General features: G+C 62.1%; 22 protein-coding genes. 19 read left to right on the forward strand and 3 right to left on the reverse strand.

The window, feature by feature from the left end:
* Positions 1-61 precede the first annotated feature (61 nt).
* The 3 genes from coaA (at position 62) to mscL (ending at position 2,430) form a co-directional block, all read left to right on the forward strand.
* Entirely contained in the window at positions 62-1,036 is a 975-nt protein-coding gene (gene coaA / locus ARTH_RS14800; protein WP_197024893.1) for a type I pantothenate kinase, read from the forward strand.
* A 5-nt stretch (positions 1,037-1,041) separates the two neighbouring features.
* Positions 1,042-1,941 carry a M15 family metallopeptidase gene (locus ARTH_RS14805; RefSeq protein ID WP_011692752.1) on the forward strand — a complete coding sequence of 300 codons (900 nt, stop codon included), beginning with the start codon at positions 1,042-1,044 and terminating at the stop codon, positions 1,939-1,941.
* A gap of 93 nt (positions 1,942-2,034) precedes the next feature.
* Entirely contained in the window at positions 2,035-2,430 is a 396-nt protein-coding gene (gene mscL, locus ARTH_RS14810) for a large conductance mechanosensitive channel protein MscL (protein ID WP_043429950.1), read from the forward strand.
* Positions 2,431-2,498: 68 nt separating this feature from the next.
* Here the strand turns inward: mscL and glmM are convergent, their stop codons facing one another.
* The 3 genes from glmM to rplM form a co-directional block, all read right to left on the reverse strand.
* Entirely contained in the window at positions 2,499-3,857 is a 1,359-nt protein-coding gene (glmM, locus tag ARTH_RS14815) for a phosphoglucosamine mutase (protein WP_011692754.1), read from the reverse strand.
* A gap of 195 nt (positions 3,858-4,052) precedes the next feature.
* The gene (gene rpsI / locus ARTH_RS14820) at positions 4,053-4,559 is read right to left on the reverse strand and encodes a 30S ribosomal protein S9 (protein WP_011692755.1); all 507 of its coding nucleotides are present in this window, start codon (positions 4,557-4,559) and stop codon (positions 4,053-4,055) included.
* Between the two features lie 38 nt (positions 4,560-4,597).
* The gene (gene rplM / locus ARTH_RS14825) at positions 4,598-5,041 is read right to left on the reverse strand and encodes a 50S ribosomal protein L13 (protein ID WP_011692756.1); all 444 of its coding nucleotides are present in this window, start codon (positions 5,039-5,041) and stop codon (positions 4,598-4,600) included.
* A gap of 321 nt (positions 5,042-5,362) precedes the next feature.
* On the opposite strand from rplM, the gene ARTH_RS14830 reads away from it, so the two are divergent.
* From ARTH_RS14830 to ARTH_RS14905, 16 genes are all read left to right on the forward strand, one after another.
* Positions 5,363-6,052, forward strand: a complete 690-nt coding sequence (locus ARTH_RS14830; RefSeq protein ID WP_011692757.1) for a prepilin peptidase — start codon at positions 5,363-5,365, stop codon at positions 6,050-6,052.
* 224 nt (positions 6,053-6,276) lie between these two features.
* The gene (locus ARTH_RS14835) at positions 6,277-6,471 is read left to right on the forward strand and encodes a Flp family type IVb pilin (RefSeq protein ID WP_011692758.1); all 195 of its coding nucleotides are present in this window, start codon (positions 6,277-6,279) and stop codon (positions 6,469-6,471) included.
* Positions 6,472-6,558: 87 nt separating this feature from the next.
* Positions 6,559-6,951, forward strand: coding sequence for a TadE family protein (locus ARTH_RS14840; RefSeq protein WP_011692759.1), 393 nt, complete (start codon positions 6,559-6,561; stop codon positions 6,949-6,951).
* Positions 6,939-7,964: a pilus assembly protein TadG-related protein gene (locus ARTH_RS14845; protein WP_011692760.1), complete on the forward strand. Its 1,026-nt coding sequence runs from the start codon at positions 6,939-6,941 to the stop codon at positions 7,962-7,964. The genes ARTH_RS14840 and ARTH_RS14845 overlap by 13 nt, the downstream gene beginning before the upstream one ends.
* A gap of 18 nt (positions 7,965-7,982) precedes the next feature.
* Complete coding sequence (gene cpaB / locus ARTH_RS14850; protein WP_011692761.1) at positions 7,983-8,753, forward strand: Flp pilus assembly protein CpaB; 771 nt, start codon at positions 7,983-7,985, stop codon at positions 8,751-8,753.
* Positions 8,750-9,949, forward strand: coding sequence for an AAA family ATPase (locus ARTH_RS14855; RefSeq protein WP_011692762.1), 1,200 nt, complete (start codon positions 8,750-8,752; stop codon positions 9,947-9,949). Before cpaB (ARTH_RS14850) ends, ARTH_RS14855 begins: the two co-directional genes overlap by 4 nt.
* Positions 9,946-11,361, forward strand: coding sequence for a CpaF family protein (locus ARTH_RS14860; protein ID WP_011692763.1), 1,416 nt, complete (start codon positions 9,946-9,948; stop codon positions 11,359-11,361). The genes ARTH_RS14855 and ARTH_RS14860 overlap by 4 nt, the downstream gene beginning before the upstream one ends.
* Positions 11,362-11,393: 32 nt before the next feature.
* On the forward strand, positions 11,394-12,308 hold the full coding sequence (locus tag ARTH_RS14865; protein ID WP_232223525.1) for a type II secretion system F family protein: 915 nt from the start codon (positions 11,394-11,396) through the stop codon (positions 12,306-12,308).
* Between the two features lie 12 nt (positions 12,309-12,320).
* Positions 12,321-13,199 (forward strand): type II secretion system F family protein, encoded by an 879-nt coding sequence (locus tag ARTH_RS14870; protein ID WP_011692765.1) that lies wholly within the window; start codon positions 12,321-12,323, stop codon positions 13,197-13,199.
* Between the two features lie 418 nt (positions 13,200-13,617).
* Complete coding sequence (locus ARTH_RS14875) at positions 13,618-13,860, forward strand: Flp family type IVb pilin (RefSeq protein ID WP_043429952.1); 243 nt, start codon at positions 13,618-13,620, stop codon at positions 13,858-13,860.
* 116 nt (positions 13,861-13,976) lie between these two features.
* The gene (locus ARTH_RS14880) at positions 13,977-14,366 is read left to right on the forward strand and encodes a TadE/TadG family type IV pilus assembly protein (RefSeq protein WP_011692767.1); all 390 of its coding nucleotides are present in this window, start codon (positions 13,977-13,979) and stop codon (positions 14,364-14,366) included.
* A complete protein-coding gene (locus ARTH_RS14885; RefSeq protein WP_011692768.1) occupies positions 14,354-15,415 on the forward strand; it encodes a pilus assembly protein TadG-related protein in 1,062 nt (353 codons plus the stop codon). The genes ARTH_RS14880 and ARTH_RS14885 overlap by 13 nt, the downstream gene beginning before the upstream one ends.
* Positions 15,416-15,456: 41 nt before the next feature.
* On the forward strand, positions 15,457-16,236 hold the full coding sequence (gene cpaB, locus ARTH_RS14890) for a Flp pilus assembly protein CpaB (protein WP_011692769.1): 780 nt from the start codon (positions 15,457-15,459) through the stop codon (positions 16,234-16,236).
* Positions 16,233-17,429, forward strand: coding sequence for an AAA family ATPase (locus tag ARTH_RS14895; RefSeq protein ID WP_011692770.1), 1,197 nt, complete (start codon positions 16,233-16,235; stop codon positions 17,427-17,429). The genes cpaB (ARTH_RS14890) and ARTH_RS14895 overlap by 4 nt, the downstream gene beginning before the upstream one ends.
* A complete protein-coding gene (locus tag ARTH_RS14900) occupies positions 17,430-19,025 on the forward strand; it encodes a CpaF family protein (protein WP_052309704.1) in 1,596 nt (531 codons plus the stop codon).
* Positions 19,026-19,035: 10 nt separating this feature from the next.
* Entirely contained in the window at positions 19,036-19,968 is a 933-nt protein-coding gene (locus tag ARTH_RS14905) for a type II secretion system F family protein (RefSeq protein ID WP_011692772.1), read from the forward strand.

A 19,968-nucleotide genomic window follows, 5' to 3' on the forward strand; every position in this document is an offset into this window, starting at 1 on the left:
CCGGGCCCCTGACAGCGGATGCGTCGGGCTCCATTTCGCTCTCAGCGTCGCGGAGGGCAGAATCTCTAACGTGACTTTGCAACGCAATGAAGCGAATGGAGAGGGTGTCTCCCCGTTCGTGGAGCTGGACAGGCAGACCTGGTCCCGGCTCGCAGCCCAGATGGAACAGCCTCTGAACGAAGAGGACGTGGTCCGTCTCAGAGGGCTCGGCGATCCGCTGGACATGAAGGAAGTCCGCGAAGTCTATTTGCCGCTCTCCCGGCTGCTTCACCTCTATGTGGAGGCTGCGGGCCAGCTGCACGCAGCCACCACCACGTTCCTCGGCGAACAGACGCAGCGCACGCCCTTTGTGATCGGCGTGGCCGGTTCCGTAGCTGTGGGCAAGTCCACCATCGCCCGCGTGCTCCGCGAGATGCTCCGCCGCTGGCCCGGCACGCCCAACGTGGAGCTCATTACCACTGACGGTTTCCTGTATCCCCTGGCCGAGCTCAAGCGCCGGCACCTCCTGGAGCGGAAGGGCTTTCCGGAGTCGTATGACCGCCGCGCACTCCTCCGCTTTGTGAGTGAGATCAAGGGCGGCGCGGAAGAGGTCCGGGCTCCGTGGTACTCCCACGTCACGTACGACATCGTGCCGGGCAAGGAAGTGGTGGTCCGCCGGCCCGACGTGCTGATCGTGGAGGGGCTGAACGTCCTGGCCCCGGCCCGTCCCCGCCACGACGGCAAGCAGGGGCTGGCGCTGAGCGATTTCTTCGATTTCTCCATTTACGTGGACGCCAAGACCTCCTACATCGAGGAATGGTACGTGGACCGGTTCCGCAAACTGCGCACCACCGCGTTTGCCCAGCCGGAGTCCTACTTCCACCGCTATGCCACTCTGTCCGATGAGGAAGCCGAAAGCACCGCCCGCGATATCTGGAAGCGCATCAACGAGCCCAACCTCGAGGAAAACGTGCTCCCCACGCGGGGCCGGGCACAACTGGTGCTCACCAAGGAAGCAGATCATTCGATCCGCCGCATGCTGCTGCGGAAGGTCTAGCACACGTGTGCCACAACTGTTACCCCGCTGTCGCCACCGCGGCGCCGAGCAGGCGGTCCGTCGCCAGGTTCCTGGCCGCCGGCGCAGGACTGACCGCCCTGGCAGCCTGCACGCCCGACGCCGGGACCCGGCCGCCGTCGTCGTCCTCCGCGTCTGCAACGTCCGCCTCCGCCTCGCAGGCGGCAGCGCCGTCGACTGCAGGGCCGGCGACTTCCCCCACGGTCACGGAACCGGGCACGACGCCGCCGGCGGTTCCCACCTCCGCACCGACGCCCACTTCGCCTGCGGCCGGCCTGGCTCAACAGCATTCCCTGACGGACCCCGCCAGTCCGTGGCTGGTAGTCAACAAGCACCGCCCGCTCTCCCCCGCCGACTATGTCCCGGCGGACCTCGTCCAGCCGAACATCGCTCTGGCAGTTTCCGGCGAGGCAGCCCAACTGAACAGCACGACGGCGGCCGCCGCGGAGCAGATGTTCGCCGCGGCGGCCGGCGACGGCGTCACCATGACCCTGGCGAGCGGCTACCGCTCCTACGGCACACAGGTGGCGACGTACAACAGCTATGTGGCGTCCCGCGGGCAGGCAGAAGCGGACACGGCCTCGGCCAGGCCGGGCTTCTCGGAACACCAGACCGGGTGGGCCTTTGACATCGGCGACGGCGGCGGGGCGTGCAGCTTCCAGCCGTGTTTCGCCGAACAGCCGGCGGCGGTGTGGGCCAAGGCCAACGCGCACCGCTTTGGTTTTGTGGTGCGGTATCCGTGGATGTTCCACGAGGTCACGGGTTACTACTACGAGTCCTGGCATCTGCGGTTCATCGGCGTGGAGGCGGCAGCGGACATGTCAGCCAAGGGCATTGCGACGCTGGAGGAGTACTTCGGACTGGAAGCGGCCCCGGGGTATCTGTAGGGCTGCTTCGCCGTCGGGTTGACCGGCGACACGGCTCTGCGAAATTACCCTGCCGTCACATCGTGTTCACAGAGCCGCGCTAGTCTGGGTCGCATGTTGACCGGATTCAAGAATTTCATCATGAAGGGCAACGTCGTAGACCTTGCCGTGGCCGTGGTCATGGGTGCGGCTTTCAGCGCCGTCGTGACCTCAATCGTTGAAGGTCTGCTGACCCCGCTGATCGGCCGCTTGTTCAATGCCAAGGGCATTGAGGACATGCAGTGGGAGGGGTTCATGTATGGCTCCGTCATCTCCTCCGTCATTTCGTTCCTGCTCGTCGGCGCTTCCATCTATTTCGTGGTCGTCCTGCCGATGAACCACATGATCGAACGCCGCAACCGCAGGCTCGGAATTGGTACCGAGGTCAAGGAAGAGGCCGCCGAGGACCCACAAATCGCACTCCTCACTGAAATCCGCGACTCACTCCGGAGCGGCAGCACACGGGCCTAGGTTCCTGAGGACACAAAAGTGGTCCGCCTCCGGATGGGGGCGGACCACTTTGCTGTTTGCGGGCGTGGTTAGACCGCCGGCGCGACGGCCAGGCGTTCCTCCACCACGGCGGCAAGGTGCTTGCAGATGCGTTCGGCGGTGGGCATGTCGGCCGCCTCCACCATCACCCGGACCAAAGCCTCGGTTCCGGACGGCCGCAGCAGCACACGGCCGGTTTCGCCAAGTTCCGCGGAAGCCTCAGCCACAGCGGCCAGGACACCCTCGTCGGTGCCGGCGCGGGCCTTGTCCACCTTCTTGACGTTGATCATCAGCTGCGGAAGCTTGGTCATCACCGTGGCGAGTTCTTTCAATGACTTGCCCGTGAGCGCCACCTGGGCGGCCAGTTGCAGGCCGGTCAGGAGTCCGTCGCCGGTGGTGGCGTGGTCTGCGAAGATCACGTGGCCGGACTGTTCGCCGCCGAGGTTGTAGCCGCCGTCGCGCATTTCCTCAAGAACGTAGCGGTCCCCCACTGCGGTCTCCCGGATGCTGATCCCGGCGTTGCGGAGGGCGATCTTCAGCCCGAGGTTGCTCATGACGGTGGCCACCAGGACGTTGTCCTTGAGCTTCCCGGATTCCTTCAGCGCCAGGGCGAGGATGGCCATGATCTGGTCACCGTCCACCTCGTTGCCTTCATGGTCGATGGCAAGGCACCGGTCGGCGTCGCCGTCGTGGGCGATGCCGAGGTCGGCACCGTGTTCCACCACTGCCCGCTGGAGGGCGCCGAGGTGGGTTGAGCCCACGCCGTCGTTGATGTTCAGGCCGTCGGGCTCAGCGCCGATAACCACGATCTCGGCACCGGCGTCGTTGAAGAGCTGCGGTGAACAGCCGCTGGCCGCACCGTGGGCGCAGTCGAGGACAACCTTCAGCCCGTCCAGGCGGTGCGGCAGGGTCCCGAGCAGGTGGACGATGTAGCGGTCCTCGGCGTCTGAGAACGTCTGAATACGGCCTACGTCGCTGCCTGTGGGCCTGACGGGATCCTTGGCCATCTGGGCTTCGATGGCATCCTCCACCTCGTCGGGGAGCTTCTGGCCGCCCTTGGCGAAGAATTTGATGCCGTTGTCCGGCGCAGGGTTATGGGAGGCGGAGATCATGACGCCGAAGTCGGCGTGGAGGTCGGCCACCAGGTAGGCGGCGGCAGGAGTGGGGAGGACGCCGGCATCGTAGACGTCGATACCGGAACTGGACAGCCCCGCCGAGACGGCTGCGGAGATGAACTCGCCACTGGCACGCGGATCGCGGGCCACCACGGCGCGCGGCCGGGCGCCATTGGTGCTGCGTTCGTGGCCGAGGACGACGGCGGCCGCTTGCGCCAACTGCATCGCCAGCTCTGCTGTGAGCAGGCCGTTAGCCAGGCCCCGGACACCATCTGTTCCAAATAATCTAGACATCGGGTCAAGTTTAGACGATGGACCGGCGGGGGCCGTCTTTGGCTCGCGTCCGGGCGATGGCCGCCTCCGCTGCGCGGGCGGCTTCGCGGCCCCGGCCGCACCGTGTTTTACGGCGGAAGCCCTTAACGGCCGAAGCCCGCCCCGCCGAGCGGCGGGGCGGGCTTCGGTAAGCGCCATAGGCGCCTGCAAGCGGATTTAGCGCTTGGAGTACTGCTGAGCCTTGCGGGCCTTCTTGAGACCGGCCTTCTTGCGCTCGATGACGCGTGCGTCACGAGTCAGGTAGCCGGCCTTCTTCAGGATGGCGCGGTTGTTCTCGATGTCGATCTCGTTCAGTGAACGGGCGATGCCGAGACGCAGCGCACCGGCCTGGCCGGAAGGGCCACCGCCGTGGATGCGGGCAATGACGTCGTAGGCGCCGTCAAGATCGAGGATCTTGAAGGGCTCGTTGACGTCCTGCTGGTGCAGCTTGTTCGGGAAGTAGTTCGCCAGCTCGCGGCCGTTGATGATCCACTTGCCGGAACCCGGCACAACGCGAACGCGTGCAACGGCTTCCTTGCGGCGGCCAACAGCTGCGCCGGCAACGGTCAGTGCCGGGCGCTCCTTCTTCGGCGCAGCAGCTTCAGCAGCTCCGCTTTCCGAGGTGTAGCTGGTCAGGGTTTCCTCGGCCTCAACGGCTTCGGTGGTCTCTTCGTTCTGAGCCACGGTTCTCCTTGTATAGATAAGTTGTTTGGTGGCCAGGACTACTGGGCGACCTGGGAAATTTCGAAAGTCTTGGGCTGCTGGGCGGCGTGCGGGTGCTCTGCACCGCGGTAAACCTTCAGCTTGCCCAGCTGCTGTGCAGCGAGGGAGTTCTTCGGGAGCATGCCCTTGATGGCCTTCTCCACGGCGCGGACCGGGTTGGATTCCAGCAGTTCCGCGTAGTTGACGGAGGTCAGGCCGCCCGGGTAGCCGGAGTGGCGGTAAGCGCGCTTCTGCTCGAGCTTGGCGCCGGTCAGGGCAACCTTCTCAGCGTTGATGATGATGACGAAGTCGCCCATGTCCATGTGGGGAGCAAAGGTGGCCTTATGCTTGCCGCGCAGCAGGATTGCGGTCTGGCTGGCGAGACGACCAAGGACAACGTCGGTGGCGTCAATGACGTGCCACTGGCGGTTGATATCGCCGGGCTTCGGGGTGTACGTACGCACGGTGTTTGCCTCGTTCTTGTTCTGGCGTTCTTGTTTAGGTGTCACTTAAGGGTGTGCACCTACTATCTATGCGCTACCGGAACAGAGGTGAGGGCTCTATGAATCCAGTGGTCCAGAAGTCTCGAATATGCCCGAGGAGTAGTTATCCTGCAACCGGATTCTCAGCGGGCACGCATCATCGAGAAAGGACACGCACAACGACTATCAAGAATAGCGGGTACAGAGGCCGCTGGTCAAAATAGGCTCTAGGTAGCCAGCCTGCGCCGGTCCTTGCCGGGGCTGCGGCGAGGACCACGAACAACTCCGAGCTTAGGTGCCCCGTTGACTGAACTGCCGATTGCTTTGTTGGTTACCGCCTGCGCCCTTTTGGGCCTGGCCGCAGCACCCGCCGCCCTTGCAGTCACGCGGCGGTTGCTGCCCGGCACCGAGCTGGGGCGCGTGCGCTGGCATGCTGTTGCCGGCTCTGTCGCCACAGCAGCGCTGTTTGGGGCGATGGCTTGGCGCTTCGGCTCGACCTGGGTGCTGCCGGCCTTCCTATTTCTCTGTGCAGCTGGTCTTGTGCTCTCGCGGATTGACCTCCAACACAAACTATTGCCCAACAGGATTATTGTTCCCATGCTCGGAATCGGCCTCCTGCTGCTGCTTTTGGACGCCAGCATGAACCAGCGATGGGGAAATCTGCTCGTGGCAGCAATCGGATGTGCCGTAACGTTCGTGATCTACCTACTTTTGGCGCTAATTTCTCCCCGCGGAATGGGGATGGGCGACGTAAAGCTCTCAGCACCACTTGGTTTGTACTTGGGCTACCTCTCCGTGGGGCACTTGATACTGGGTGTTGCTCTTGGCTTTGTTGTGGGCGCTGTGACCAGTGTGCTCCTTGTTACAGGCGGATTCGCGGGGCGGAAGACCTCAGTGCCGTTCGGGCCGTCGATGTTCGCGGGCTGCGTCCTGACAGTGCTGTGGGGCACCGAGATAGGGCGGGTTCTCTTACCGACGGTCTTCCCCCGCTAGCCGTTTCCGAGTACACCAAGTAGTCGCGTACTCGGGGAGCCCCCATTAAGTTGTGTTACAGCAAGTAGACGACTGATTCTCGTGTCAAAAAGACGAGTACATCCACTCATTGTGGGGCCATTTGTTACTCCTGTATTCCTTAGTGCATCGAACTTCTAGCAACGCCAAGTTGGGGGGAGCTGGAAATTCGAAACCAATTCAGCACTCACAAAAGGAACACGAAAATGAACTCAGCACTGGTCTCCATGATCGCTTTTGTCGCCGGCGTCAAGAACCGCCTCACGGGTGAAGAAAAGGGCGCAACGGCCGTTGAATACGGCCTGATGGTTGCACTCATCGTTATCGCCGCGATCCTCGGTATCACGGCTGTAGGTACCAGCCTTCAGACGCTGTTCAACGATATCTCCCTCAAGCTCTAGGGTTCGGTTCAATCAAGCGCCCATTGATGGCGGCTTCCAGGCCATCTGGGAGCCGCCATTGGCTTTTCGAGACATGAGGATCGAAAAATGCGTAGGAATAACGAAAATGGTGCTGCCGCAGTTGAATTTGCTTTGATATTGCCGGTCTTGCTTCTCATATTGATCGGCATTATCGAATTCTCCCTTGCTTTCAACGCGCAGCTATCCCTCAACCAAGCCGCTCGAGAAGGGGCGCGCAGCATGGCGATCCACAACAGCACGAGCACTGCTGCGACCGCGGCAGCCAATGCCGCAGGGCGCCTGGCTCCCAGCACGGTTACCACGACTTTCGCTGTCACAGGCGGCGGTACAACCTGTGCAGCGGGAAAGCAAGTGACCGCAACCACAAGTTACACACTGACCACTGTCACAGGATTCCTGGACGCCTTCACCGGCACCATCGTTCTCACAGGAAAAGGAACAATGCAATGCGGCGGCTGATCAAAAAATCGGAGAATGAACGCGGCGCTACCGCCGTAGTCGTGGCTGTGATGATGGTGATGCTGCTTAGCTTTGGTGCAATCGCTGTTGACGTCGGTGCAATGTACGCCGAGAAATCGGTGACGCAGAACGGTGCTGACGCCGCTGCCCTGGCTGTGGCCCAGAAATGCGCAAAGAACACCGCTGATCCCACTTGCATCACGGGATCCACCCTGTCGGGCACACTGGCCAACGCCAATGCCAAGGACAACCTCACGAATGTGGCCTCGACCATCGTGGACAAGACCGCTGGCAAGGTGACGGTCACTACAAATGCCCAAGATTCCACCGGTGTGCATTTTTCCACCTTCTTTGCCCGTATCTTCGGGACTGATACTACGACTATTGGAGCAGTCGCCGAAGCAAAATGGGGCGGCGCGCAGTCCGGAAACGTATTCCCCATTGCCTTCTCAGAATGCGAAGTGGACCTCAGCGTTGCGGGGGACGGCTCGACTCAATTCCTGCTGTCCCACGGCACGGGGGCCGGCAAGAAAGACACCTGCCACAGCACTGCCTCGGGCCTTGAAATTCCTGGAGGCTTCGGCTGGCTAGTCACTGGCGGCTCTTGCACGACGAAAGTTGACCTTGCCTCCCCATGGGTGGCCAGCAACACAGGAAACAACCCCGAAACCGGTTGCGGCGGAATCCTCCAAGGCTGGAAGGACAGGCTTATTGCCGGACAAAAAGTCGTGGCGCTGCTTCCCGTATTCGACAGTACCCGAGGCACCGGTTCCGGTGCTGAATTTCATCTCAAAGCATTCGCTGCCATAGATCTCATGGGCTGGGACTTGGCCAACCAAGATCCTTTCCATTACATGCCTTCAACCGCCCAGGCCTTCAAGGACGCCGGTGGATGGAAGAGCAGCGATTTGGGCATCGTCGGAAAGTTCGTCCGCTATGTAGCCCTGGACGAAGCATTTGATGTCGGCGGACCCACCACCTACGGCGGAACCGTCGTAGAGCTCACCAAATAAGAACCAAAGGAGAATCCCGTGAAATCCAGGCTGCTGGGGGGCCTAGCAGCATTGCTCTTGGCAATTGTCGGATCTGTACTGATGTTCAATTACGCACAGGCAGCCGACAGCCGAGCTCAGCAAGGCTTAGAGCCCGTTGAAGTTCTTGTTGTTCAGAAAGCCGTTACGGCGGGCACCCCGGTGTCCAAGCTTTCCGAATCCGTTAAGTTAACGTCCATTCCAGGGACTGCTGTTCCTGCCGATGCAGTGAAGTCCCTAAGCGATTTCTCCGACAAAGTCACCGCAGTTGACCTCCAGCCTGGGGAACAACTCCTGAAAGCCCGTCTCGTTGATCCGAACGCCTTGGCGGCGCCTGGCACTGTTCCTGTTCCGGCCGGCATGGAGGAGATCTCGGTGCTGCTGGAACCGCAGCGCGTGATTGGTGGCCGCTTGGCTGCAGGGGACACCGTAGGTGTTTACATCTCATACAAGATGGACGACAAAGCTGGCGCGGACGCACCGGTCAGTAATGACATCAAGGGTTTCAAGGAGTTTACCGGGAAGGCTTTCCACAAGGTGCTCGTCACCAGCGTTCAGCAGGCTCCCCCGGAGACCACCAAGGATGCAAGCTCCGCTGACGGCCCGGCGTTGCCTTCAGGTTCTGTTTACGTGACGCTTGCCCGTGAAGACGTTGACGCCGCCGAAATCGTTTTTGGTGCCGAGTTTGGAAAGATCTGGCTCTCCAAGGAGACCAACGAGTCGAAGGATTCCAAGCCTGGCTTGGTGACCTTGGGGAAGGTCGCACAATGAGCCGCTTCGTGGTCATCACCGCCGCGCAGGATTTTCAGCGCAAGGTACAGTCGGCGGTGCGCGGTGCACTCCACGGCACTGTGCAGATTCTTCCACCGTCAGTGATGCTCGGCGGCCCTCAGGAGCTCTTCGGCCGACTCTCCGGCGAACCTCCGGAAGTTCTTGTCTTGGGCCCGGGACTTCCGGGCGACGAGGCCCTCAAGCTGGCCACGGTGTTCGACCTCCAGTATCCGGAAATCAGCTTGGTGCTCGTGGAGGACATGGCCTCAGAGCAAGTCATCAATGCAATGCGGGCCGGCATACGGGACATCGTCAGTCCCAGCGCGGAGGTGTCTGAACTGCGCATCTTGCTGGAGCGGGCGTGCCTGGCCTCGGCAGGGCGCCGACGGGGATTAGTTGCAGCCGCCGGCCCTGAACGGCCGGCGGGTCGGGTCATCGCCGTAATGTCGCCAAAGGGTGGTGTTGGCAAGACTACGGTGGCCACAAACCTGGCGATTGGGCTGGGCAAGATTGCTCCCATGGGCGTCGTGATCGTTGATCTCGATGTTCAATTCGGCGATGTCGCAACCGGGCTCCAACTGGAGCCCGAGCACACTCTCCGTGACGCTGTTGGGGGCGCTGCTTTCCAGGATTCAATGGTTCTCAAGGCTTTCCTCACCGTTCATCCCAGCGGGATCTATGCCCTATGTGCACCAAATACGCCCGGCGAGGCCGACCATATTAGCGGCGAAGCCGTCAGCCATCTTCTGAACCAGATGGCTGCCGAATTCCAGTATGTGGTGGTGGATACCACCCCGGGTCTGGGCGAGCACGTGCTCGCAACCCTCGAGCAGGCAACGGACGCAGTGTGGGTCTGCGGTATGGACATTCCCAGCATCCGTGGATTGCACACGAGCTTCGAAGTACTACGGGAGCTCCAGCTGCTACCGCAGGGCCGGCACGTTGTACTCAACTTCGCTGACAGGCGGAGTGGTCTTACTGTCCAGGATGTTGAGGCGACCATTGGGGTCCCCGTTGACACTGTGGTTCCGCGCTCACGGGCAGTCCCGTTTTCTACCAACAAGGGTGTGCCCTTGCTGCAGGACTCGTCACATGACGGTGCTGCTCGCGCCTTCGCCAAATTGGTGGAGCGCTTCGACCCCAAGAGGGCCACACAACCACAGAAGAAAGTACACCGTCGGATGGTGATCTCATGAGCCTCGCAGATCGACTGGAAGCCGCCCGAGGCGGTATTGCTACTACCAGCACTTCAAGCCCACCTCCATACGAAGCCCAATCACCACCGTCCGCTAATGCTGGGAACGGTGGATCAGCCCCGGTCGATGCCCTTGCCGGTCTAAAACAACGCGCTGGGAAAGCCCTTTTTGAGAGGCTTGGCGCGCGGCTAACCGACTCATCGCTGACTGACGAAGAGTTGCGCAAAATTGCCCGCGATGAGCTCAGCCTGGTCATCGACGAGGAGCAGGTGCCACTCAGTCCGGAAGAACGGCGTCGCCTCATCCGCGATGTGGGAGACGACGTGCTGGGCTATGGCCCGCTGCAACGGTATCTCGAGGACCCGTCTGTCACAGAAATAATGGTGAATCGTCCGGATCAGGTCTATGTGGAACGCGACGGGCGCCTGATCCTAACGGATGGCCGATTCAGTTCTGAGGAGCACCTACGCAAGGTCATCGAGCGGATCGTCGCAAAGGTGGGACGCCGGATCGACGAATCTTCACCTTTGGTGGACGCCCGCCTAGAGGACGGATCCCGTGTCAACGCGATCATTCCCCCGCTGGCCGTCAATGGGTCCTCGCTTACGATTCGAAAATTCAGCAAGATCCCACTGACTGTCCAGAACCTGATCGACTTCGGAACGCTGACGCCGGAAATGGCCGAGCTCCTGGACGCCTGTGTCCGAGCCAAACTCAACATCATCGTGTCCGGCGGAACAGGCACGGGAAAGACGACGCTCCTCAACGTGCTGTCGTCCTTCATCCCTTCCGATGACCGCATCGTCACAATTGAGGACGCTGTTGAGCTCCAGCTGCAGCAGAGCCATGTGGTGCGGTTGGAAAGCCGCCCGGCCAATATCGAAGGCAAGGGCGCCGTCACTATTCGGGATTTGGTTCGGAACTCCCTACGCATGCGGCCGGACCGGATTGTTGTAGGTGAGGTTCGAGGTGGTGAGAGTCTGGACATGCTCCAGGCGATGAACACAGGTCACGACGGCTCGATCTCAACTGTGCACGCCAACTCACCACGCGACGCCGTTGCCCGCTTGGAGACGCTGGTACTGATGGCTGGCATGGATCTTCCACTGCGCGCCATCCGAGAGCAAGTATCTTCGGCCGTAAACCTCATCGTTCATCTCTCCAGGTTGCGTGACGGTACTCGGCGTGTAACGCACATCACTGAGGTGCAAGGCATGGAAGGCGAAATTGTCACGCTTCAGGACGCCTTCGTCTTCGACTATGCTGCCGGAGTCGATGCCAATGGCAGGTTTCTCGGCAAGCCTATTTCAACAGGGATTCGGCCCCGCTTTGTTGACCACTTTGCAGATCTGGGAATTGCTATCTCCCCAGCTGTCTTTGGTGGCCGGCCCATGCCGGTTGGAAGGCGATGATTGCAATGACACCTGCCATATTCGCTGTCGGCATGGTGCTCCTGGTCGGAGCAGTATTCGTTATTGTATTCGTGGTGTTCCGCCCATCACACGGCTATGTTGCGCTCAGCCGCAGACGGCCGTTCGGTGGTGCGGAACGCTCCCCCTTGACAAAATTCACTGACTCAACAGTGGGTGCAGTGGAACGGGTCCTCGCCGGGGGCAACAAGTCCCCGGGTGAGCGGGCCACACTGGATCAGGCTGGCCTCAAGATAGCCCGCACAGACTTCATCGTGTTGGTGGGTGCCACTGCTGTGGTGGCCGGCTTCGTGGGCCTCATCCTCCAAGGACCCGTGTTCGCAGTGCTCTTCGCCGGCCTTACTCCGATCTTGGCTGCGATGTATTTGTCATTCCTGACGCAGCGCCGACGCGCCCGCTTTGAGGCGCAACTCGGTGACACCTTGACCATGGTGTCCGGTGGTCTTCGAGCTGGTCATAGCGTTCTTCGTGCAATCGATGCAGTGGCGCAGGAAGCCAGCGAACCCACGGCCACGGAGTTCTCCCGGGTCGTCAATGAAACCAGGCTGGGCCGCGACCTACAGGACTCATTGAACGACGTATCACTGCGAATGAAGAGCGAGGACTTCAACTGGATGGCCCAGGCCATCGAAATCAACCGGGAGGTCGGCGGAGACCTCGCTGAAGTGTTTGACCAGGTCGGCGAAACAATCCGTGAGCGCTCCCAGATCAAGGGAATGGTAAAGGCACTGAGTGCAGAAGGAAAGCTTTCCGCAATCATCCTCATGGCGCTACCAGTACTTCTGTTCATCCTCATCGGGTTGGCCAATCCCAAATACAGCGGCCAGCTAACCGGGCATCCGATCGGCTGGATGATGCTAGGCATTGCCGTGGTGATGATGACCATCGGCGGTCTGTGGATCCGCAAGATCAGCGATCTGAAATTCTAAGGGGATTACAAAATGCAACCTATAGCTTGGGGGATCATCGCCCTCACCGTTATACCTGCCTCGTACCTCGCCTGGTCACTGATTGTGGCGGACCGCAAATCCCGACTCGTCATTCAGGGCAACCTCAGCAAAGGCCTCGAAGCCAGCGGGGCAGCAACCGCACCCCAAAACATGGATTTGGAGCGGATGGCTCGAAGGCTCACGCCGAGCGGATACGAAGCCAAGCTCGACAGGCTGCTCGCCCTTGCAGGCCGCCCCTCGTCCATGCCTCTCCCGCGCCTGCTGGTGGCCAAGCCCGCCCTGGCCCTCGTTGTGGCGGTCCTCATGATGCTAATGCTCAGCCGCAATGGCAGTGCACAAATGATTCTCCTGGCGGTCTTCGCAACTGGACTAGCATATTTCGTTCCCGACCTTCTCATCTACAGCCGCGGGCAGGAACGCCAGAAGAAGATCCAGCTAGAACTGCCCAACACTCTGGACCAGATGCTGATCGCAGTTGAGGCCGGCCTCGGCTTCGAGTCCGCAATGGCCCGGGCGGGCCAGAACGGCAAGGGCCCGCTCGCCGAAGAACTCATCCGGACGCTGCAGGACATGCAAGTTGGCCGCTCGCGCAGGGATTCCTATCTCGCCTTGGCCGAGCGCAGCAATGTGCAGGACCTGAGAACCTTCGTCCGGGCAGTGGTTCAGGCGGACACATACGGCATTGCCATCGCCAAGGTCCTCAAGGCCCAGGCGAAGGAAATGCGGGTAAAACGTCGTCAACGAGCCGAACAGAAGGCCATGAAGCTGCCAGTGCTCGTTCTGTTCCCGCTACTGCTCTTCATATTTCCGGTCATCTTCATCGTAATTCTGGGACCAGCGGTCATTAACATCATCGAGGCCTTCTCGTAGGTGGGTGCGGCTTCGGCCAGAGTTTCAAAAGCTGGGGTGTTGGCGCCCCAAGCCACCCGACCGAGTCGCGGGATCTCAGGTCGGGAGAAGGCCCTGACCGCGTGTGAGTGTGCGTTCAGGGCCTTCATGGGGAGAGAGCCATCGTTTCCCAAAATGATAATTCACTCACTTGCCAGCTCTAACCCAAATACCGGACCCCCTCGGCACCCAGAACCGAGGGGGTCCTCTTGCGTGTCGGCAGCACGACTAACCGCAGCAAATCCGCATGAAAGACGCAGACGCAGGGCAGCGGACGCGCAGGACGGGCAGGCTTGGCGCAGGATGCTCAAAGATCCGTTCGTGAGCTGGAAAGTGGTTGCTATTTTTTTGGCAGAGCTGGTGCAGGACCAGCCACCCAAAAACTCGCTCAGGAGTCCCCATGCTTTCTCTCTACACCAACCTCATGATCCGCCTTCGCAGCGACGAAAAGGGAGCGACTGCCGTCGAATACGGCATCATGGTCGCCCTCATCGCCGTCGTTATCATCGTGGCCGTCGGCCTCCTCGGCGGGACGCTGACCACCATGTTCGAACAAGTTAAGTGCCAGGTTGGTGGCGGCGCATGGGCGGCAGTCGCTCAGACGGATACAACGTCCGCCGGCGGAACCTGCACCATGCCGTAACCCCTCCCCTACCTCTGACGTGCCCCGGCACGTCAAACAGCAAAGTGGCGGCGGCAACTAGCCGCCGCCACTTTGGCTGTCACCACCCCTATTTGCCTGAACGGAAAGGCACCACCATGTCCAGGGCATCCGAGCGCGGGGCCGTTGCGGTCGAGTTTGCGATCCTGGCACCCGTCCTTGTCATGCTGCTCCTGGGCATCATGGAATTCAGCCGGGCCTACAACGCCCAGGCCTCACTCTCCGCCGCCGCCCGCGAAGGCGTACGCGTCATGGCCATCTCCAACAAAATTTCCGATGCCAACAAGGCGGCGAGAGATACTGCGGTATCGCTTCAGCCCGGGCTGAAGGACACGAACATCGTCTTCAAAAATCTCGATACCGGCACCACCAGCTGCGCACCGGGTAACCGCATGACCATCACCATCAGCTACAACCTCTCCACCATGACCGGCATCGCCGGCCCGTTCCCGATGACCGGTAAGGGAGCCATGCTATGCGGCGGCTGACACCCCGGCACCCCCGGAACGGACAACAGAACAACAAGCACGACGGCGAACGCGGCGCCGTGAGCGTGATCGTGGCCATCATGCTTGTGGTGCTCCTCGGCTTCGGCGCCGTAGCCGTGGACGTCGGGATGCTCTACGCCGAACGAACCCAGCTCAGAAACGGAGCAGACGCAGCAGCCCTGGCCGTTGCCCAAAAGTGCGCCAAGAGTGCCCCCAGCTCGAGCGATGCAGACTGCTCCAACACTTCCACGCTGGCCGCAAGCCTTGCCAACTCAAATGCCAACGACGGCCGTAGCAACATCAAGTCCATTATTCTTGATACGACCAATCGCAAGGTCACCGTAACGGCCGGCGCCCAGGAGAAGGGCAAATCCCCCAACGAAGTTTCGCTCTTCTTCGCCCGTGTGCTGGGCATGAACTCAGCCGAAGTCAATGCCCCTTCAACAGTTGTGTGGGGCAGCCCCGAAAAGGGGACCTCTCCCTTTCCGATCACCGTGTCAGTCTGCCAGGTTCGCAACAGCACGAACATCATGCAGTTGCTCCAGTTGCACGGAAAAAACGCCAACCTCGACTGCAATTACGGGCCGTCGGGTGCATTCGTAGAGGGCGGCTTCGGAGGCCTTAAGCAGGATACCGGCCAGTGCGGCGCCTTCATCGATATCGCAAAGAGCACCGCCGGCGGAGATACCGGCAACAATGCGCCGCCAAATTGCGAGGCCACGCTCAACGGCTGGGCGGCGGACATGAACGCCGGCAAGGACGTCATCGTGCTGCTGCCGATCTTCAATTCAGTGACCGGAACCGGAACCAACGCTATCTACGGACTGACAACATTCGCCGCGTTCAAGGTGGCCGGGTGGAAAGTTGGTAGCTCGGGGCTTCCCTACACTTTCCGGAACCGGACTCCGGACGTCCCGGCCAGCCTTGAGTGCAAGGAACCATGCCGCGGAATCATCGGAACCTTCGTCAAGTACGTTTCCTTGGCCAGCGGCTACACGCTAGGCCCAATTAACCCCGACGGCGCGACCGTCGTTGCGCTCAGCAACTAGCTCATGAACCCCCACAATTCCCGCAAGCACAGGAGCAGTCAGTGAAGTCACGTTTGTTGGCAGGAGTGGTGGCAGTCCTGCTGGCCATCGTCGGGGCGGTCCTCGTCGTCACGTACGCCCAGGGCGCCGACCAGCGGGCAGTCAAGGACCTGGACCCGGTGGGCGTACTCGTCGTCACGAAGGCAATACCGGCCGGCGCAACAGTGGACACCGTGAAAGCTTCGGTGGCCCTGGAACAGGTGCCGGGCACCGCCGTCGCTAAATCCGCGCTGGACACCCTCGACGAATCCGCCGGCAAAGTAGCCGCCGCCAACCTCGTCCCGGGCGAACAGCTGCTGGCGGAGAAGCTCGTCGCGCCGGAAGATCTCCAGACCTCCGGTTCAATGAAAGTGCCGGCCGGCCTCCAGGAAGTATCCTTCCAGCTGGAGCCGCAGCGTGTGGTGGGCGGGCGCCTCCAGCCCGGCGACCACGTGGGCATCTTCATCACCATGCGGTCCGGCGGCATCGAGCCGAAGCCCGAGAAGGAAACCACCCAGCTCTCCATCCACAAGGTCCTGGTCACCGCAGTCCAGCGCGCACCCGAAGGAGCCGCCGCCAAGCCGGCACCTTCTGCGAGCGCGGGGACAGAACCCAACCCCCGCGACGTGAACCTTCCCACTGGATCCCTGATGATCACCGTGGCTGTCAACGACATCAACGCGGCAAAGATCGTTTTCGCCTCGGAGATGACCGACTTCTCGTCTATCTGGCTCAGCCGGGAGCCCCTCGACGCCGAGGACAACGGACCGCGCATCATGATTCGGCCGGACGTCTACAAATGAGCCGCTTCGTCCTGATCACGCCCGACGTCAGCTTCGACGGTCGCCTCCGCCAGGCCGTCGCTGGCGGCCTCCAAGGTGGCGTACAGACCTTCTTCACCAGCCTGCTCCCCGCTGACCCCAACGACCTGTTCGCCCACCTTGACCAGGAACGTCCCGAAGTACTCATCCTGGGACCGGACGTTCCCGTGGAGGAAGCGCTGCGGCTCGCCACCGTCATGAATGTCCGGTTCCCGGAGCTGAGCGTCATCCTCGCCAGCGAACCGGACCCGGACTTCATCCTGCAGGCCATGCGTGCGGGCATCCGGGACATCCTCTCCCCCGACTCCGACGCGGCGCAGATCCGGGTCCTCCTGGAACGGGCCAGCCAACAATTCGCCGGCAGGTACCGGGTTCAGGCAGCCGCGCCAATGACGGACACCAACAAAGGCCTGGTGATCGGAGTCTTCTCCCCCAAAGGAGGAGTGGGCAAAACCACCATCGCCACCAACATCGCCGTCGGACTGGGCAAGATCGCGCCGATGAGCGTGGTGATCGTGGACTTGGACCTGCAGTTCGGCGACGTCGCTTCCGCCCTCTACCTGGACCCCCAGCACACCGTCACGGACGCGGTGTCCCCCGCGGCTAGCCAGGATTCGCTGGTCCTGAAGGCCTTCCTCACGGTCCATCCGGCCAGCATCTACGCCGTGTGCGCTCCGCCAACGCCCGTTGACGCGGACGAGATCACCCCGGAACAGGTCAGCCGGTTGCTGGAACAGCTGTCCGAACAGTTCCAGTACGTGGTGGTGGACACCGCTCCGGGCCTTCCGGAAATAGGGCTGGCGGCCATGGAGCAGTGCACGGATGTGGTTTGGGTCAGCGGCATGGACATCCCCAGCGTCCGTGGCCTGCGCTCCGGCCTGGACGTGCTGCGCCAGCTGGACATCCTCCCGGAGACCCGCCACGTGGTGCTGAACATGGCCGATTCCAAGCTGGGGCTCACCGTCCAGGACCTGGAATCGACCATTGGGGCACCCGTGGACGTCAGCATTCCGCGGTCCCGGGCCGTGGCCCTGTCCACCAACCGCGGCATCCCCGTCCTCCAGGAGTCCGCCAAGGACCCGGCAACCAAGGGCCTGAACCAGCTCGTCAACCGGTTCAACCCCGCCTGGCGGGCCACATCGCAACGCAAACTGCACCGAAGGGTAGTGGTCTAGATGAAACTTTCAGAGCGCATCAGCGCAGCCCAGGCCAAGTCGCCCTCACGCACCCAAACCATTGCCCCGTCGTCGCCGGCTTCCCGCACAGCCACCGCAACCCTCGAGATGGACCGCCCGGAACTGCCCACCCGGCAGCCGGAACCGTGGACACCGCCAGCACCGTCAAAGCGGACGACGACGGCGGCACCGGCTGCCGCCGTCGTCGTTCCTCCAGCGGTCACAGACCACGCGGATGAGGTGAAACCGAAAGTCCAGCAGCCCGTGGACGCGTTCGCCGCGTTGAAGGGAAGGGCGGCCACGGCGCTGTTCGAACGCATGGGTTCGCGTTTCAACGACTCTGCCATCACCGAACTGGAGCTCCGGACGTCCGCCCGGGAAGAGCTCACCCGCATCATCGATGCCGAGCAGGTGCCGCTCTCCTCGGAGGAACGCACGCGCCTGGTGCAGGACGTTGCCGACGACGTGCTGGGCTACGGCCCCCTGCAGCGGCTGCTGGACGACCCCGCCGTCACCGAAATCATGGTCAACCGGATGGACCAGATCTACGTGGAGCGCAAGGGCCACCTCACCCTGGCCGACTCCCGCTTCAGCTCGGAAGAACACCTGCGGAAGGTCATCGAGCGCATCGTGTCCAAGGTGGGCCGCCGTATTGACGAGTCCTCTCCCCTGGTGGATGCCCGGCTGGAGGACGGCTCCCGCGTCAACGCAGTGATCCCGCCACTGGCCGTGGGCGGATCGTCACTGACCATCCGGAAGTTCAGCAAGGTTCCCCTCACCGTCCGGAACCTGATCGACTTCGGAACGCTGACTCCGGAAATGGCGGAGCTCCTGAACGCGTGCGTCAAAGCCAAGCTCAACATCATCGTCTCGGGCGGAACGGGAACCGGTAAAACCACCCTGCTCAACGTGCTTTCGTCCTTCCTGCCCTCGGACGAACGGATCGTCACCATCGAGGACGCCGTGGAACTGCAGATCCAGCAGGCGCACGTGGTCCGGCTGGAGAGCCGTCCGCCCAACACCGAGGGCAAGGGCGAGGTGACCATCCGTGAACTGCTGCGCAACTCGCTGCGTATGCGCCCCGACCGCATCGTGGTGGGCGAGGTCCGCGGCGGCGAGTCACTGGACATGCTCCAGGCGATGAACACCGGCCACGACGGTTCTCTCTCCACGGTGCACTCCAATTCCCCGCGTGACGCCGTGGCGCGCCTTGAAACCCTGGTGCTCATGGCCGGGATGGACCTGCCGCTGCGGGCCATCCGGGAACAGATAGCCTCGGCGGTGAACCTGATCGTCCAGATTTCACGGCTGCGGGACGGCAGCCGCCGCATCACCCACGTGACCGAGGTGCAGGGCATGGAAGGCGACATCGTCACCCTGCAGGACGCCTTCGTTTTCGACTACTCGGCAGGCGTCGACGCCCACGGCCGCTTCCTCGGACGGCCGGTTGCCACCGGGATCCGCCCGCGTTTCATCGACCGCTTCGAGGACCTCGGAATCCACGTTTCCCCTGCCGTTTTCGCCACGCCCGGCAGCCCGGCCGGTCCTGCGGGCCACTCCGGCCAGGCGGGCCACTCCGGCCAGGGAATCGCGTAGGGACGCCGCCGTGCTCATCACCGTAGGAGCCGCGCTCCTCTTCCTCGCACCACTGCTCCTGGGCGTGGCGCTGCTGATCCCCGGTGCTCCGGAGATCGCCCTCAGCCGCCGCCGTCCCTATGACTCTGACCCGCCGTCACGGCTGACGCGCCTGGCAAACATCACGGTCGGAACCCTGGACCGCTTCCTGGCAGCCAGGAACCTGCGCCTCTACAACCGGGAGACCTTGGAAACTGCCGGCGTCCGGCTCAGCCAGGCCGAGTTCATCGTCCTGGTGATGGCCGGTGCCATCGTGGGCGCCCTGGTGGGCCTGGTTATCGGCGTGCCCGTGGTCTCCATCCTGCTTGTCATCCTCGCGCCGTTCGTGGGGCACCTGGTTTTGGGCTTCCTCGCCGGGAAGAGGCGGGCCAGGTTCGACCAGCAGCTCGGCGACACCCTCCAGCTCCTCGCCGGAGGGCTGCGGGCAGGCCACAGCATCCTGCGCGCCATCGACGCCGCCGCCGCCGAGTCACAAAGCCCCACCTCGGAAGAGATGCGCCGGGTCATCACCGAAACAAGCCTGGGCCGCGACCTGCTGGCCTCCCTGACGGACACCTCGGAACGCATGAAGAACGAGGACTTCGTCTGGATCGCGCAGGCTATCCAGATCAACCGCGAGGTGGGCGGCAACCTGGCTGAGGTCCTGGACCAGGTCAATGAGACGATCCGCGAGCGGTCCGAAATCAAGGGACACATCAAGGCACTTGCGGCCGAGGGGAAGTTCTCCGCCTACATCCTGATCGCCATGCCCATCGGCATTGTGCTGATGCTCATGGCAGTGAACCCCGGCTACATGGATGCGATGTTCACCCATCCGCTGGGTTGGGCCATGATCGCAGCGTCCGTGGTCTTTATGACCATCGGCAGCCTGTGGATGCGCAAAATCATCGATCTGAAGTTCTGA

It is taken from the genome of Arthrobacter sp. FB24 (assembly GCF_000196235.1).
In the GTDB taxonomy this organism is placed as follows: domain Bacteria; phylum Actinomycetota; class Actinomycetes; order Actinomycetales; family Micrococcaceae; genus Arthrobacter.